Origin of the sequence: Bradyrhizobium sp. 521_C7_N1_3 (assembly GCF_052075975.1) — a bacterium.
Taxonomy (GTDB): Bacteria; Pseudomonadota; Alphaproteobacteria; order Rhizobiales; family Xanthobacteraceae; genus Bradyrhizobium; species Bradyrhizobium japonicum.
This window is the reverse complement of record NZ_CP197232.1, coordinates 1,768,152-1,783,751: the sequence shown is the minus strand read 5'-3', so window position 1 is coordinate 1,783,751 and position 15,600 is coordinate 1,768,152. Positions and strand designations below refer to the sequence as shown.

General features: G+C 59.7%; 15 protein-coding genes and 3 pseudogenes. 3 read left to right on the top strand and 15 right to left on the bottom strand.

Features of this window, described 5'->3' with window-relative positions:
• Position 1 precedes the first annotated feature (1 nt).
• The 5 genes from AB7008_RS08195 to AB7008_RS08175 form a co-directional block, all read right to left on the bottom strand.
• On the bottom strand, positions 2-853 hold the full coding sequence (locus tag AB7008_RS08195) for a trypsin-like serine peptidase (RefSeq protein ID WP_157788444.1): 852 nt from the start codon (positions 851-853) through the stop codon (positions 2-4).
• 334 nt (positions 854-1,187) lie between these two features.
• Complete coding sequence (locus tag AB7008_RS08190) at positions 1,188-1,463, bottom strand: carboxypeptidase-like regulatory domain-containing protein (RefSeq protein WP_157158172.1); 276 nt, start codon at positions 1,461-1,463, stop codon at positions 1,188-1,190.
• Positions 1,460-2,359, bottom strand: coding sequence for a trypsin-like serine peptidase (locus AB7008_RS08185; protein ID WP_049806740.1), 900 nt, complete (start codon positions 2,357-2,359; stop codon positions 1,460-1,462). Before AB7008_RS08185 ends, AB7008_RS08190 begins: the two co-directional genes overlap by 4 nt.
• 347 nt (positions 2,360-2,706) lie before the next feature.
• A complete protein-coding gene (locus tag AB7008_RS08180) occupies positions 2,707-2,955 on the bottom strand; it encodes a hypothetical protein (protein WP_131233136.1) in 249 nt (82 codons plus the stop codon).
• Positions 2,882-3,175, bottom strand: coding sequence for an Ig-like domain-containing protein (locus AB7008_RS08175; protein WP_223153741.1), 294 nt, complete (start codon positions 3,173-3,175; stop codon positions 2,882-2,884). Before AB7008_RS08175 ends, AB7008_RS08180 begins: the two co-directional genes overlap by 74 nt.
• On the opposite strand from AB7008_RS08175, the gene AB7008_RS08170 reads away from it, so the two are divergent.
• On the top strand, positions 3,084-3,365 hold the full coding sequence (locus AB7008_RS08170) for a hypothetical protein (protein WP_154694114.1): 282 nt from the start codon (positions 3,084-3,086) through the stop codon (positions 3,363-3,365). The genes AB7008_RS08175 and AB7008_RS08170 overlap by 92 nt on opposite strands.
• A 593-nt stretch (positions 3,366-3,958) precedes the next feature.
• On the opposite strand, the gene AB7008_RS08165 is transcribed toward AB7008_RS08170, so the two are convergent.
• From AB7008_RS08165 to AB7008_RS08145, 5 genes and pseudogenes are all read right to left on the bottom strand, one after another.
• On the bottom strand, positions 3,959-5,425 hold the full coding sequence (locus tag AB7008_RS08165; protein ID WP_441258653.1) for a ThiF family adenylyltransferase: 1,467 nt from the start codon (positions 5,423-5,425) through the stop codon (positions 3,959-3,961).
• Between the two features lie 98 nt (positions 5,426-5,523).
• Positions 5,524-6,072: a Mov34/MPN/PAD-1 family protein gene (locus AB7008_RS08160; protein ID WP_028143554.1), complete on the bottom strand. Its 549-nt coding sequence runs from the start codon at positions 6,070-6,072 to the stop codon at positions 5,524-5,526.
• Between the two features lie 4 nt (positions 6,073-6,076).
• The gene (locus AB7008_RS08155) at positions 6,077-6,565 is read right to left on the bottom strand and encodes a hypothetical protein (RefSeq protein WP_028143555.1); all 489 of its coding nucleotides are present in this window, start codon (positions 6,563-6,565) and stop codon (positions 6,077-6,079) included.
• Positions 6,565-6,876: a hypothetical protein gene (locus tag AB7008_RS08150; RefSeq protein ID WP_028143556.1), complete on the bottom strand. Its 312-nt coding sequence runs from the start codon at positions 6,874-6,876 to the stop codon at positions 6,565-6,567. Before AB7008_RS08150 ends, AB7008_RS08155 begins: the two co-directional genes overlap by 1 nt.
• Before the next feature lie 584 nt (positions 6,877-7,460).
• Positions 7,461-7,660, bottom strand: a pseudogene (locus AB7008_RS08145) (transposase); the annotation flags it as partial.
• A gap of 332 nt (positions 7,661-7,992) precedes the next feature.
• Between AB7008_RS08145 and AB7008_RS08140 the strand changes: the two are divergent.
• Complete coding sequence (locus AB7008_RS08140; protein ID WP_028143557.1) at positions 7,993-8,214, top strand: hypothetical protein; 222 nt, start codon at positions 7,993-7,995, stop codon at positions 8,212-8,214.
• A gap of 1,014 nt (positions 8,215-9,228) precedes the next feature.
• On the opposite strand, the gene AB7008_RS08135 is transcribed toward AB7008_RS08140, so the two are convergent.
• On the bottom strand, positions 9,229-10,272 hold the full coding sequence (locus tag AB7008_RS08135; RefSeq protein WP_018273859.1) for an IS110 family transposase: 1,044 nt from the start codon (positions 10,270-10,272) through the stop codon (positions 9,229-9,231).
• 89 nt (positions 10,273-10,361) lie between these two features.
• Positions 10,362-10,631: pseudogene (locus AB7008_RS08130) on the bottom strand (integrase core domain-containing protein); the annotation flags it as partial.
• An 83-nt stretch (positions 10,632-10,714) separates the two neighbouring features.
• On the opposite strand from AB7008_RS08130, the gene AB7008_RS08125 reads away from it, so the two are divergent.
• On the top strand, positions 10,715-11,737 hold the full coding sequence (locus AB7008_RS08125) for an IS110 family transposase (RefSeq protein ID WP_038937504.1): 1,023 nt from the start codon (positions 10,715-10,717) through the stop codon (positions 11,735-11,737).
• A gap of 258 nt (positions 11,738-11,995) precedes the next feature.
• On the opposite strand, the pseudogene AB7008_RS08120 reads toward AB7008_RS08125, so the two are convergent.
• The 3 genes and pseudogenes from AB7008_RS08120 to nodU form a co-directional block, all read right to left on the bottom strand.
• Positions 11,996-12,915, bottom strand: a pseudogene (locus tag AB7008_RS08120) (IS3 family transposase); the annotation flags it as partial.
• A gap of 61 nt (positions 12,916-12,976) precedes the next feature.
• Complete coding sequence (locus AB7008_RS08115) at positions 12,977-13,246, bottom strand: hypothetical protein (protein WP_028144096.1); 270 nt, start codon at positions 13,244-13,246, stop codon at positions 12,977-12,979.
• Positions 13,247-13,678: 432 nt separating this feature from the next.
• Positions 13,679-15,433 (bottom strand): nodulation protein NodU, encoded by a 1,755-nt coding sequence (nodU, locus tag AB7008_RS08110; RefSeq protein ID WP_080588739.1) that lies wholly within the window; start codon positions 15,431-15,433, stop codon positions 13,679-13,681.
• Positions 15,434-15,600 lie beyond the last annotated feature (167 nt).

Sequence of the window (15,600 nt, the reverse complement as noted above, 5' to 3'; positions counted from 1 at the left end):
TTTAGATACCCCACTCCCCCGTCTGGCTTCGGACGATCGCAGGGTGATCGGCTATCGCCGACAGGAGCACGGCTTCGTTGCGCGCTCCGGGGCGGCCAAAATAATGCAGTCCCACAACCTTCGACGATGCGAAATCCACCAGCGGACTGCCGGAGGACCCATTGGTCGTCGAACAGTCGTGGGCCAGTACATCCGTGCCGAGAAGCTCCAGCACGCAACCCGGAGAAAAGCGCTTGGTGCCGTCGAGCTCACCGAAAACTTTGAATACGTTCTGATCGTCCGCGAGGTCCTTGATCGGGTGCCCTGCGACGAAAACATTCCGTTTCGCCCATCCGTTGGACTGCGCCTTCAGATCCATCACGATCGGTGACGGCATGCCGCCTGCCGCGTCCGCCGTCGGCGGCTTCAGCCGGAAAATCGCGAGATCCGGTTTGTCACCGCCCTCGACATAAAGCACCTCGTCGAGGGCGAACCGCGAATGCTTCGAGCCTCCCTTCTCGAAGCGGAAATCTACGACGCATGGCCGATCGGTCCGCAACCGCCATCCCTGGCGCACGTCGGTGGCCGCCAGCGCAGCGTTCTGTCGGGCCACCGCACCGGCGACATGCGCATTGGTCACCAGCGTGTTCCTGCCAATCAACCACCCGGTCGCAACAGGAACGAACGGCTCAGCGCTTCCGACCATGATGCAGCCAACCCGAGCGCAGATGTCCAGGATCGCGTTCTGTGCCGTATTGATATACGCAACCCAGAAGTCGTCTTTCGCAGTCGCCGCACTGGTGTCGGGCGCATCGCCCTCGACGAACCAGGCTGGCCGCCCAATGACTTGGATCACGGCCTCCAGATTCGCCAATTGCCCTGCGTTGAGATCGCGATGGCTGACGTGACCGCCGGCGAGCGAGGCGGCAAGGTCGAGTCCTTCCCGTGCGGTCTTGTTGGCAACCGCGCGAGCGAGCTCCGTCGCGCCGGGAGACGCCGCTTTGAGATTCCATTCGATGCGCTGCTCAACCTCCTGCAACGACGGTGACTTCGGCGCGACTGACTCCAATCCGCCGGCTTCTCGCGGCGCCGCCGCTGGTCCGAGCCCCAGCTTCTTGATCTCTTTGATGACTCGTTCGGCGCGTTCCTCAGTGGACTCCGGGAAGCGGGCTCGACTTATCATGGCGTCTCTCCGCAGGGGACCGTCATCAGGGCGGATCGATTGTTACGTCATAGGTCTTGTCCGGCTCCGCTCCGACATTGATGTCTACGGAGCGGCTCTCGCCAGAGGCGGTGAAGATGCGCAGCCGAACCTCTCCGGTTGGAAGCCCGATCTGGGCATGCCCGTCCGCATCCGTTTGATACATCAGTTCCGGCACCGGACCGCTTGCCTGCTCGACCGCGATCCGGGCACCGGCAAGCGGCTGCCCATCGCGGAGGGTCACATGAATGAAGCACCGGCTGCGCGGCACGGAAGCTGTCAAGCCGAGGCGGCCTGCAACCACTCCTTCACCGTCAACACGATCTCCGGCGAAAGTCGCGGTCCGGAATTCGCCGTCACGCCGAGACTGGGCGCCGTGCCACCTATTCCATAAGCGTGCACCGCAACGGCAACAGCTTCGCTGGTCGCCGACGCCTGGACCCAGACAGGCGAGCCACTCTGGCCTCCGTACGTATCGACGTCGTAATAGATGCGGTGTGCGGACGTCCGAAGCACCCTGTTCTGGTGGAAGTACTGGTTTCGCCCGTTGTCGAGATCACCCGGATAGCCCGAAATGTTGACGAGAGCGTTCTCCAGCTCGGCATCCGTCTGCGACGCGATCTTGAAATAGCCGACCTCCTCGCCCAGCGGCTCCGCCAGCTGAATGCAACCGATGTCATGATCGGGATCGGCCGAGTTGATCCATTGCTGAAGCGCAAAGAACTTCGTTGCGGTCACGGTCCTGAAGGGAGATACGCCTGCGTCCTGCCCCGGCGAGACCTCGATCGAACCAATCCAGCCGTTGAAATCCGACGGGCTGTAGACGCAGTGTCCTGCGGTCAGCAGGGTCTTGGGGCCGATAAACCACCCCGTCCCGATATACGAAGATGTCTGTGGCGGCCGAGGCTTCAATTTCAGCCCGGCAATCTTGCGCCACGGCGGGGCCTTTGTATTGGTAATTCTGACGCGGTCGTCGGTGCCCAGCACTGTTTCGTTGCCGACCCGCACGCCCTTCGGTTTTATCTTGACATCCGATTTTCCAAAGACAAGCAGATCCTGCTGCGATTCGCCCTTGGACTCGGCGCTGCCATCACTGCCGGCAGTTTCGATGACGGGCGCAATGGGTTGATTTTCGGTGGGCGGCAAGGCCGCTGACGACGACCAGGGCAACGCATTCATGCCAAATCCTCCTCAAAAAATAAATCAAGAGATTACGGCTACATCCTAGTTGCGTCAGAATTTTCTGCAACCAAAATCGGATCTTCGTTCCCGTCTCGCCATCGACGACGGGATCTTTTAAGGTCAGGAGCTATTCCATATTGAACGATGAGCTTGTGGCCTGTCTTCTGCTGGAAAACTGGGGCAAAGTCCGTTGAGCACGTATGCGACTGAAGGGACGACATTCAGTTCAGCTGCATTACTCTGCCGAGAGCATGTGGCGGCGGGCATAGGCAGAAACTTCACCTCGACATTCCTGATAGCGTTCCTCCTCCGACTTTCTCGCAACACACTGTAATGACGAACCACTAAAGAATGTTGTTCAGTAGAGAGAGCGCTCGCGAAGTTTGCGCCGCGCGGGCAATGGTTCCCGTCGCCGATCGCTCGGCAAAGGCGAAAGTCAGTTTGTCCGTATTCACTTCCGACAATCCAAGAAGGCTGTCCGGCCTTTCCCCGCTCGAGCCCGAGAGTTTGGTAGTGAGGTTAAGCCCTTCGCTCGTGAACGCCATTTCGGCGGATCTGACGAGGCTGATCTCTCCAGCCAGACTCGTGTCCACGCTGGGACTGCGGAAGGAGTCCACCTCTGCCCCAGTTTGCGGCTTGCTCCTGCGCCAAGATCATCTCCGTAACCGAGCCGACTGACAGTTGATCGTGATCGAGGTCGCTGTCGTTTGAGAGTACGCCAATGGCTGCCGACGCTGTAACAACCCTGCCTTTTGCTACGCCATTGCTGTCGGAAATTGCGACCGGATCGTGGTTGGTTGGGGTGAACAACACCCACTATCCTTATTGCGACAAGTACGGCGGTCGCACCCAATGCGCCGATACCAGGGATTGTCATCAGCCGGCGTGTGACGTCCTCTCGATCGGCGACCGCCTCGATCTCCTTTGTCACTTCGCGAATCCGTTCTTCGAGGCGGCGGAGATCGGCGAAGAGATCGCCCACCAGGCGACGCATCACTGGTGACAAATCGTTTCTTTCGTCATTCAAAGCGCGCGGCAACTCGAGTTTTAAAGGGGATCAATCGCTGTCCGCTCAAGCTCCCGAACAACGCCAAACTCTTCGCCGTTGAAGCAGTCCTCAGGGCGATCCGAGACGTCGTGATGAGGCCAGCGCCAGAACACCATGAGTGTTCAACCGAACAACAGAATGAGAGCGACGACTATCTGTGCTTGTAACACTTCCCCCGGAAAAGGCTTGCGGCACTATTTTGTCCAGAATTTTCGATGGGCCAACAAGCGCGCCGATGCGACTCAGTTCGAGAACGGGCCTTCGGAGCAAATGCTGGCTTGGTATGCAAAATCGGCAACAGATATTCGTCACTTCTTAAGGAGAGATCAGCCGCAGGAGACCAAGTTGCCGCGGCCAGAGCTCGGCCGATCAGCGTTGCTGCGCAACTGCGCTGATTCACTCCATCCCTTCGCCTGACCACCGTCCCTGCTATGGCGCTCAGGTTGGTCGTCCAGGCAGCGGACGACCTCTTCTCGAGCGTTCGCGTTTATCTGGCGCGCAACTGGTTTTCTCTAACGGACGATCTTCTAGACCGAAGGCGGGACCGCTCAACGCCACAGACGAAGATGGCGAGACCTGCCTTCGGTCTGGCAGGTGCAGTTCGGATTTGCGCCTTGCACGAACCAGCGAGAACTTGGATGGAGAAAATAGAAGAAATTGGAGCAACCACGATCGGTTGGAAAAGCAGCAATTCCGATCGACATCTTAATGTGCTGGGCAGCCAGAATGATTCCCGCGGCCATGGATGTGAACCCCACCGAGAATTGCGGGTCACCTGGCCGGTTGACGTAGTCGGCAAGTTGCTGGATGCCGACCGACGCGCACCCTGGATTGCTTAATGCCTCCTCGACCTCGTTAGCGCTCATGCCGCGAGCAGATGTCCACGCTGCCCGTTGCACCCGCGACAACCCGCGCAACTCATCAACCAGGGCAACGAGTTCTTTGCGTGGATCGCGAAGCCGGTTGTGGCACTTCAGGCACATCCACGGCGAGGGAACGTCGTAGATGGAGACGCTTGACCGCAGACCCGTAGCGTGCGTGCTGCCGCCCATCAACATGCGCGGCCATACATTCTGGATCGCGTGCCGGGCGAAGTTTCCATCAGTATCGTCAACACATGAGAGTATCGTGTCGAACCGGAAGATTGCCTCATCGGACGCGAGCTCCGGAAGCTGATCGCCTCGATCGACGCGACGCAGAAACTCCTCCCACTTCTTCATCACATGGTGGGCCGTCAGCCCGCGGGACCGCAGATATTGGGCAACGATCTCAGCCTTCGATCGATCGTCGTTAAAGTCAACGATGCGAGCAAGCGGATAACGGTTGAGATTGGTTATATCGTCCAGCGCCTCCGGATCGATGGCCGTCACGTGACCCCGCACACCAGGCACGGAGCCGAGGGCCAGCGCGAAAGCCTGGCCGACCGCACCGGCGCCGACCAAGTAGGGCTGGCCGATGGACAACGTCTCGGGCAGCTCAGCGGAGGGCAAATCTTCCCACCCCGATCGGGTCTGCAGATCGAGGAGCGAATACGCAAGCTGATCGACGAAGGAACCGCGTTCGGGGTTAATTCCGCGCAGGTGCTTGAAAACCTCGGCAGCAGCTAGACACCCCGCGAAAGCAGGGCCGAGTGGATTTTTGTCCCGCGGTATCACGCTAGGAGCTGATCCGAGCGGACCCGCGTAGATATTCCATCCGTCTGCGAAGATCGACAGTCGTCGATCCGCGGCGAATCGCGCGCCCTCATTTCCAACCGTGATCTCAACGTCTGCGCGTTTATCAGCGGCGATATCGAGCTCAACGCGGACACGATCGCCTACGGCTTCCTTCGCCCATGCCAAAAGAGACTCAACGAGACTTCCAGGCTTGGCGTACGGTACGACGCCGTCGAGAAGGCGGGTCTCCGGCACTGACAACGCGATGCCCTCGACAAGCTGGTCTTGCCGGACCAGTTGGTTCGTCAGAGTCCAGATCATGTGCTGCCCGGCGAACGTGGACGCGATCGCGGCGGGCACCGTGACTCTCACCAAACCTTTGCGGGCCTGATCGATAGGTCGAAGGGCACCGGAAGGGTCCGGCCGCAAATGCCTATCGCCGAGAAGAGGGCCAGACATCAGCGCAAATCCAGAAAAGAAACCGTACCGGCACCTTCGAGAACGAGACGGCGGGCCGCGTCGGCGATCGAAAGAAGGTGCCAGTAGTTGATCTGGAATTCATGGATGCCGGCCCGATGCGGCCATGGACCGGTCCAGTGACCGTACCGCGGAAAGACCACCGACAAGACCCCTCGACTTATCGCACGGGCGTCGTCGTATCGGGAATGCTCGACCCAGTCGCCCGGATGCGAATGCACCTGAGCGAGCGCGACCCAGCGCTTTGCTCGGGTGGCCGCCGACACCGCCGCCATTGCCTCGCCGGTGACGTCGTAATTGCCCCACGTGCCGCGCTGTGGGGGCACAACAACGGCTTCCACGCGCCCGCACCCTCCAGGCAGATCGCGACCGTACCAGAAGCAGCACGTCTCGACGCGCCCGGCCCCTTGCAGCACCCCGACCGTTTGTTCGAGGGCATTCTTGGGCGCGTAGAGGATAGCGGAATTGGCTTGATAGGGCTGCTGCGGCGGCGATCGGCGTATCTGGTCGTCCTGATCGAAATTGCTCATGCGGTTACCCCTGACGGCCCCTGTAGTAGAGCCGCATGGCCTCGGTGATGGTGAACAAGGTGTGGTTGAAATTGTGGCGCTCAGGGTCCCAGACATGCCGCGCCTCTACCGAGTGGCGCAAGTCGTAGAACTCCAGCGTCGTGGAGTTGCAGATGAGCTGCCGCTTTTGGTCGTTGTAATTTGGATGCACCCTAAGGTGCGGCGCCTCGATGTTGGGAAGCCACCGATCATCGTCGCCCAGCTTGTAGTCCTTCGTAATCGGGTTCACGAATTGCGCGCTCGGTGGCCATTCGGGATAGCAGTGAAATTGAAGTCGCAGCAGGAAGAAGTCGGCACTCGGGCTCCAGAGCGGCACGCACAGGGTTAAGGCGTCGATTCTGCACCAGCCGGCCTCTTCCAAAGTCCGTCCCTTCAGAGCGAGAGGAAGATCCCGCTCGAGCGCCTCGCCGCCACGAGCAGGATCTGGGACAGGTGTCTCGTTGGCATTGGCCATCACGCCCCGCCGGTGCCACCGACGATCTGATACTTGCGTGCCGGACAGATATGCTGCTCTTGGGCCTGCCGCAGCGTGAGCCCGAGATAGGGCGTCAGGTCGGCGCCGGCGTGTTGGCACTGGAACTTGTCGTCAGCGTCCTTGTGCTCCGCCGGATTAAACTTGCCGTAAGAAGCGTCCCATACAGCCTGCAGCGTGGTCGCCCACGAAACCTTAAAGGTCACGTCGCGGTTTGTCTTCGTGTTCAACACCACGACACGCGTTTCTTTCGCAAAATCAACAACTTCATTCTCATCGGCAACTTCAGCCATCTGCTCGGCTCCTTCCAAAATCAGCTAATTAGCTGAGCCCCTCAGACTAGAGCAGCGGCGGCGCCGGCTTTTTGCGTTTTCACACGGAGTCACGACGAACAAGGGCGCGGGGTGTTGTTTTCAAGCCGCAAGACGTCGCTAACGACGGCCATTCGATCGCAGCTTCGTCGCGGACAATCTCGCACCTGTGCCTTGCAAGCGCGCATTCTCTGCAGGCAACGGTGCAGTTCGTGCTGAACGTTCGCATCAGGCCTTGTCAGCCGTCCCAGCGGGACATACGTCGGCAAGCTATTCGCCGAGCGATGCAAAGAAGTCGGGTCATTCGGAGGAAAACTCTGCGATCGCCGCGTACAAGATATCGACAAACCCGGAACACTTCTGTAGGGAAGTGCACAATATTAAACGCGCCACCTAAGAGCGTAGCCGTAATTCAATCCGTTTCAAGTCGCCCGTATGGTTGGGCTCAATGCTTTCAATGTGAGCTAGCGCGAATGCCTGGTACCGGAACCATTTCAGTGGTTTGCCAGCGCCCCCCATAAATATGTGAGAAGATCACGCGATGACTGTGCGCGAGCAGCTGTTTACTTTGTTGCGCAACCTGCCTCTTCCAAGGCCCTCAGCCGCTTCGCCTCGGAAACCTCCATGCCGCCGAATTTGGCCTGCCAATTGTAGATCGTCGCCTCGGAAACACCCTGCTTGCGAGCCAGGTCGGCTGTCTTCGCCCCAGCCTATGGTCCTTTAATACCGCGATAACCTGCTCTTCCGTGAACCTTGCTCGCTTCATCTGTCCTCCTTCTTCTGATATCTGAGGCCGGCAAACTGGACCATTTTTGGCTAGAGTTCTCGCTGCCGATCCGTCGACATCCGGACGTACTGCGCAGCCCGGAGCTCGCGCTCCCGAGGCCCGGGCAGCGGGGCATGCTGGACGGTGAGCTCTGTTTCCATGGAAGGCTCCCGAACTGTGCAGCGGTCAGCCTATTCAACCCGCCTGAAAACCAAGAAGTGTGAAGCTGTTCACCCCCGCCGAATCCCTCTTCGCCTACAATAGGAACGTCCCGGTCCGGGACGCTCATCCGGGAATGGACGAGTCGGAGCTGGGGAAGCTGGAGGCCGGCCATGAAGCGCCACGCCATGAGCAAGTATTTCGGTAGTGGCGCCGGCCACGTTCTGCGCCAGCACAACAGCGCCGTGCTGCTGTTCAGCTGGCGCGGCAAGTCCGACGGATCGGCCCGATATGTCGAGCGCGTCAACCGCTACGCGCGCGATGGCGTGGAATATCCCTGTCTTGCCGCCTTGCTCCGCGCGGTCGAGGCCGAGCACGCTCAAAAGGAGCGCTGATATGCAACATCAACGGCATCGCCCCACCGACCTGTTGGATCTGTACATCGGCGCTAAGCGCGCGTTGGAGCAAGCGATCACGGCGCTCAATGCCGGAGCGGCAGGGCCGCGGCAGCGAATTCGGTGCCGGCCTCAAAGTTTGCGACGGCGGAGCTGTTCCAACCCATCCTTGATCAATCGGAGATCTGCGTGAACGTGCTTGCTTGCGGAGCCGGACGCGGACTCGAGCAATTCGCGCCGAAGGCCCCTCATATCTTCAAGCGCCTGCTGGTTCCTTAAGCGAACGTAAGCTGAGACTATTGCTTTACACCACATGTCGTTCCAAATGCGTTACAAAATGAGTTCTCAAGATTGACTGAACTGCAGTGACCCGCGAGTACATATGTGAATCGCAGATGCCGAAATCTCAAATATCATGTGCAAACGGCACACGGGGAGACTGTAAACCCAGCTCGCAGACTTCGGCAACAACCTGCGCTCGGAGGGAAACACGCCGGAAGAATACGGAACCCAATCCGCTGGACGCACTCGGCGCCGCGCGGAACTTCGACGCGCCGGAGTGGACCGGCCCCGGCCTGGAGGTTTTTTCCGGATCGAAAAACCGAGCTGGGACGGAGAGGTCTGTCACTGTCTGGGCGGCAATAAGCGACAAACGCAGCTTCATCCCCCAAAAAAGCCGGGGAGTGATCCGCGGAACCCAGCTTGCCAAAGCCAAAGAGCTGCTCAGTGACCTTTGACCTTGCCCCCATATGTGGAACGGCCCGCGAGGCAAGAGCTTTTTCAGTCGATTTCACACATTGGAACGGTGCGGTCATATGTCCGGCCTTTGCGCGCGGCACAATATGGCCGCTGGCCTCGATGAGATCCGCGGAACGAGGAGCTAAATCAAGTTTACGCGCTTGAGCGCATTGGGGGCAGTAGCTTCACTCGTTTCGGGATTTCGTCCCATGGGTTCATCGCCTGTTGTTGCACCTCGCCCTCTGCCGGCCTGCGCCGGTCAGATCGTTTTGGCGGTCACTGCGTCACCGCGGCAATCGCCAATGGGTCGGGACGCCGATAAATTCCGCCCTTGTTCAGGAGCGCCCAGATGATCCGCGCCGTCTTATTGGCCTGCGCGACGGCGGCAACCTTGAAGGGGCGTCTGGCGAGAAGCGCCTTCAGCCACGGCCGCGCCCGAACGTCGTTTCGGACAAGCCGCAAGACGGCCGTTGCCCCGACAACGAGGAGAGAGCGGAGTTCTGGATTTCCCATCTTCGATATTCGTCCCAACCGCTCTTTGCCTCCGCTTGAATGAGGCCGCGGCGTCAATCCCAGCCAGGCGGCAAAGTGGCGAGCCGACTTGAACCCGCCGGGATCCGGCACAAGCGCTTTGATGGTCGCCGCCGTAATGGCGCCGACGCCAGGGATCGTGGTCAACCGACGCATGTCCTCGTCGTGCTTGGCCTCCGCGACGATTGCGCGCTCGAGCCTCTCGATCTGGTCGGCTGAAGCTTCAATCTCGTCGGCAATAGCCATCAGCGCGAAGCGCGCTGCTGCGGGCAGGCGTGCATCTGTCTCATCCCGTATGATTGCGACCAGCGCCTCAACCTTTGCCAGGCCGGCGGTGGCGATGATCCCCAATTCTGCCAGATGCGCGCGCAACGCGTTGACCGACTGCGTTCGCTGCCGCACTAGAAGAGCGCGGGTCTTCAGCACCATCGCGGCAGCCTGTTGCTCAGCCGTCTTAATCGGCACGAAGCGCATGGTCTTTCGGGTCACCGCTTCGCTGATGGCCTCAGCGTCCGCCGCATCCGTCTTGCCACGCTTGACGAAGGGTTTGACATAAGCCGGCGGAATGAGCCGGACCTCATGACCGAGAGCTGCGATCTCGCGCGCCCAATAGTGGGCGCTACCGCATGCTTCCATCCCCACCAGGCATGCTGGCAGCTTCTCAAAGAAACGCAGAACTTCGCTGCGCCGTAGCTTCCGGTTGAACACGGGTGAGCCCTCGGCATCCGCCCCGTGAACCTGGAAAACGTGCTTGGCCAGATCCAGCCCGATGGTGATAACCTGTTTCACGGAACGGTCCCTCCTTTGTGGCGTTCGAACAACGACCACGTTCTAGCACTTTGATGCTGTTGGAGCGGGCCGTTCCACCACATCAAGTTTTATCCAGTCCTGAGTTCGCCCCGGCTGTTGGATTTGCCCGGTTGGGCGGTGGTAGCGACGGGAGCTGGCGCGGAGCCCTCGGCATAGCGCAGCGCCAGATCCCGGCGCGGATCGCAGGTGAAGGCGAACTCGGACGGCGTCTTCCATCCGAGCCGCGAGTGTGGTCGTGCGTCGTTGTAATCGGTCCGCCAGCATCGGAGCGCGACGCGGGCATGGGCCAGCGACGTGAACAGCGTCTCGTTCAACAATTCATCCCGCAGCCGGCCATTGATGGGGAAGACGGCCCCGCTCCCTCCGCGCCGGCGATATACTGGCGATGGATGGACGAACCCGGTAACAGGAGCAATTCACCATGGAAATCGCGACAATTGGGTTGGATATTTCGAAGCACGTATTTCACATCCATGCAGTTGATGGCCAAGGCCAAGTGGCCGGTCGCCAACGCCTCCGGCGAGGCGAGATCGTGTCGTTCTTCTCCTCGCTCGCACCTTGCCTAGTCGGCATTGAGGCCTGTGCGACTGCTCACCACTGGGCGCGGGAGATTCGGCAGTTTGGACACGATGTGAGATTGATCCCGCCAGCCTATGTTAAACCCTACCTACGAAGAGGAGCCAAGAATGACGCCGCTGACGCGGCCGCGATCTGCGAAGCGGTCACCCGTCCCAATATGCGGTTCGTTCCAATCAAGAGCGTTGAGAACCAGGGCTTCTTGATGCTTCATCGTGCAAGAGGCTTGTTGGTCCGCCAACGAACCATGACAGCCTGCGCGATTCGGGCTCACTTTGCTGAGTTCGGAATCATTGTCGGGCAAGGCCGGCAACGGGTGGATGGTCTGGTGGACTTGTTGGATGACGAGGAACTGACACTACCGGCCCACGCCCGCATCGCACTAGCCATCCTTGTGAACCAACTGAAGGAATTGGACCGGCAGGTCGAGGCCATTGAGCGCGAGCTCACTCAGATCCAGCGAGTAAATCCGATGGCGAAGTTGCTGTCCTCAATTCCCGGGATCGGTCCCATAACGGCCACGGCTCTCGCCGCGACCGTACCGGACGCAACAATGTTCCGCTCCGGGCGGGAGTTCGCGGCCTGGCTTGGCCTGACGCCTAAGCAGAATTCCACCGGCGGGAAGGATCGGCTCGGCCGGATTACGAAACAGGGCGATTCCTATCTCAGGCACTTGCTTGTCATCGGAGCACGTAACGTCGTTCGGTACCCAAAGGCTCGCTCCCGGGTTGGAGGCGGCTGGATCGAAGCCCTGCTTGAACGGCGTCGGCCGATGGTCGTCGCCATCGCCGTTGCCAACAAGTTGGCCCGGATCGTCTGGGCGATGATGACGACCGGGGAATTCTATCGGCCTAAGCTCGCGGCCTGACTTTCCGCGTATGTTGGCCACCTTATGGTGTGAGGGCAAATGACAGCATGATGGACACCGGCGGAGCTGGGGATCGAGCAAGCCCGAAGAGCTTTAAGCGCAACAAGCGCGACCCGTTGATGAGGCCTCGATCCGCGATCTCCATCAGGGCCAGCGACCATGGCATCGGTCGCACCAACAGGCCGGATACATGAACGCACCCGACCGGTATCTAAAGTGCTGCTGAAATCCCTTGCATCCGCGGGGCCGTCTATACATGAAGCTCTCGATAAAGGCATTCTGCATGGGCTTGCCCGGCGCGATGTAGTGCCATGCAACACGGCTCTGATCGGCCCATGTCAGGATGGCGTTGCTGGTGAACTCGCTGCCGTTGTCGCTGACCACCATCTTCGGCTTGCCGCGTTCCATCAGCAGCCGGTCCAGCTCCCGCGCCACACGGGTGCCGGAGAGCGAGGTGTCGGCTACCAGCGCCAGGCACTCGCGGGTGCAATCATCGACCACGGTGAGGATACGGAAGCGGCGGCCATCGGTGAGCTGATCCGACACGAAGTCGAGCGACCAGCGGTCGTTCGGCGCCATCGGCACCATCATCGGCGCCCGGGTCCCGATCGCCCGCTTGCGGCCGCCGCGGCGGCGCACCGCAAGCCTCTCTTCCCGGTAGAGCCGGAACAGCTTCTTGTGGTTGATCAGATAGCCTTCCCGCTTGAGCAGAACATGGAGGCGCCGATAGCCGAAGCGGCGGCGCTCCTGGGCGATCGCCTTCATGCGCTGGCGAACGCCGGCTTCGTCCGCCCGGGTCGTCCGGTATCTCATGGTCATGCGGCAGCAGCCGATGGCTTTACACGCCCGCCGTTCACTCATCCCGTGGGCAGCCACGAGATGCGCGACAGCCTTCCGCTTGGCCGCGGGCGTCACCACTTCTTTCCCAAGAGGTCCTTCAACGCCGCATTGTCCAGCATGGAGTCGGCCAGCAGCCGTTTCAGTCGCGTGTTCTCGTCCTCCAGCGTCTTTAGCCGCTTGGCCTCCGACACCTCCATGCCACCGAACTTGGCCTTCCATTTGTAGATGCTGGCGTCGCTGACGCCATGCTTGCGGCACAGATCGGCGACCGACACGCCGGCCTCATGCTCCTTCAAAATCCCGATGATCTGCTCTTCCGAAAAGCGGCTGCGCTTCATGCTCTGGTCCTTGTGGTGGGCCAGAACGAACTTCAAACTGGATCAAGCCCGAGGGGCAAGGTCAGATGTGATCGGGCACGATTGGTAGCTTTTGGAGCGCTTCCAACATCTGCTTGAGTTTGGCCGAACTGGCGTATCGCTCTTCCGTAATGTTGTCGCCGCCATGGCCGAGTATGTCGGCGCGGAGTTCAGAAGCCACGCCAGCGTGCTTCAGATCAGCGCCTCCGCTTTTGCGAAACGAATGGAAAACCTTCTTCTCGGCGGCATTGGGCACCGCGACGTTTGGCACTTTGATCCAATCACCATAGAACGTGTCGCCGAGTCCGGTCATTAGCCGCTCGCAGCTCCGGAAATAAAAGCTTGTGGCCCAGCTTTTTAATGGCGGAGTGGTATTGAAGAAACCCAAGTCGGAGAACTTCACTTATGAGCGGCACTCGCCGCATCGACTGCAGATTCTTCAGCGCTCGGTGCTCGTTCGGCCGAATGAAGATATAGGGGATTCCATTCTCTTCGAGAACGTCATCGATGTCCAAGCCGCATAGCTCCTCTCGGCGCCCGAAAGTGTATCTCGCGAGGTACGGTACGACGTGCAATGCGTCGTGATAGACGAGCGAACCGGCCTTGATCCTGTTTTCGGAATCCTTGCATCCTCTCCATGGAGCTTGACGGAATATAGCGGCCAAGTCTTCAGCAGAAAACGGATTGCTTTGGTCGCGATCCCTACCTTTCTTCGTTACCCCTAGGCCTGCAGCGATCGCATTCGTCAAACAAGGCGGCCTCTGGCGGGAGGTATCCGATCTTTGGCGTACGGTTCCGCCTCCGCGCGCTGAGAGAGAAAGATGTCGTTGGCCAGCACTGAGTCTCCGCCCGCGCGTTTCGTCCACAGCACGCCATCGCACCACACGTGGTCAACGCGGTCCCACTGGCAGGCAGATGCCGCATTCGGGAAAAACCCGCGTCCATTGTGATTGGCGCTTGTGTTGCATAGTAGCGGAATGCCCGTGAGGCCCTCGTATTCGACGAGAAGTTCGGCGATTTTGTGCTGAGAGGTCCTGCAAATAGTCTGCAATCGAGCAGATCCGTCCAGATGCACAACAGCGGGGATCTTGGCCCGCCATTCTGCTCGTGTTAGGTGCTCGAAGAGCATGTAAGGGTCTGGCGTTCCAGGACTAAAAATATCCGGCGCACGATCCTCCAGGCATATTGGCGCTACCGGCCGGAAGTGCTCGCGAAGTTTGATGTCGTTGAGACGGTCCTTCATTCGCGGCGATGTCGCCGCGGCCAGTATGCTTCTGCTACCCAAAGCCCGAGGTCCAAGCTCCGCGCGGCCGGCAAGGAAAATGACGGGCTTGTTGCTGGCGAGAATCGTTGCAAGTTCACGCATGCTACATGGTGAGCCGTCCCATCCGGGCGGCACGTCGCCTCGTTCCACGGCTGGACCACTATAGACGGACCATTCCAATGGTACAAAGCCTTGGTCCGCCCCTAATGCGGAGCAAGCGGCACCTATTGCCGAGCCACTGTCATTCGGAAAGGGTGGCACCCAGATAGCATCGAACAAGCCGGCAGCTCGTAGTGTGCTATTCCATTTTATGTTGAGACCGCAACCGCCGGCGATGCACAGATTGCGCGCGGGAAGCCTCGAATGTCTCTGTATAGCACTCGCGAGCTTGGTAACGAGCAGACGCTCTTGGAACCAATGAAAGGATGCAAGCACATCTTCGGGGGCTTTGGCTTTTAACCGTAGCGCGCTGGCATCGAAGAACTCGTGGACAGGCTCAAGCGCGGCGTCCTCGCTGCAACGATCGACTGGCTCCGTAAACGTGCTAAAGTGCTTTTCGTAGAGCTCCTGAAACACCTCGACGATGCCTTCGTCGACCGAACCGAGCGCGATATAGGCCATCAACTTGCCCGCAACACCGAGGTCCCACTTGGTCCGGTTCGACTGCTTGTATGGTCCGAAGTGGTAGCCTGCGGCAGCATAAGCATGCCCGATCAGCGGGAAGAGGCACTCGAGGAACCTGGCTGCGCGGCGTTCTATATGGTAGAGACGTGGAAAGGAGGCGCCGTCCCACACCAGACAGAACGCGGGCTGCCCGGCCTTGGCGAAAGGGCTAGTACAAAAGGCCGAAGCCACATGGGCTGTGACATGCGGATAGCTTTGATAGGGGAAGGCGCTCCCGTTGAGCATTAGCCCAGAGCCGTCGTGCGCTATGAGGAGGCCTTCGGCATCGCCCTCAACATACGGCGCCCCTTTAAGGGTAATGGGTGCAGTCCCACTGAAAACCTCAAATTGTGACTCGACCTCGCCCCACCATCCGTCGATGACGAAGCGATCAACGTCTCGCGGATCAAAACCGTGCTCTGCCAGGGCGACAACAACTGCATCGAGATTGTCGATTTTTTGATATCGCGGATTATTGCCCCGCTTCTCCTGCTCGATACAAAAGACAAGCCGTCCGTCCTCGATAAGAGCGACTGCTCCGTCATGGGTCAGTTTGATACCGCAGATGCGCATACTGTCTCCGAACCTAATGCCGGTGATCCACTCGACTTGAAGGCGCCGCAACTGTTGCTCATCGCGAGACTCAGATGGGCTCCCATCTGTCACGATGCACGCTCTGGGCCAGTTCAAATCAGTGGAATCGCTGGCGATTGTCTGATCAAAGTCGGAGTTGGAAGCGA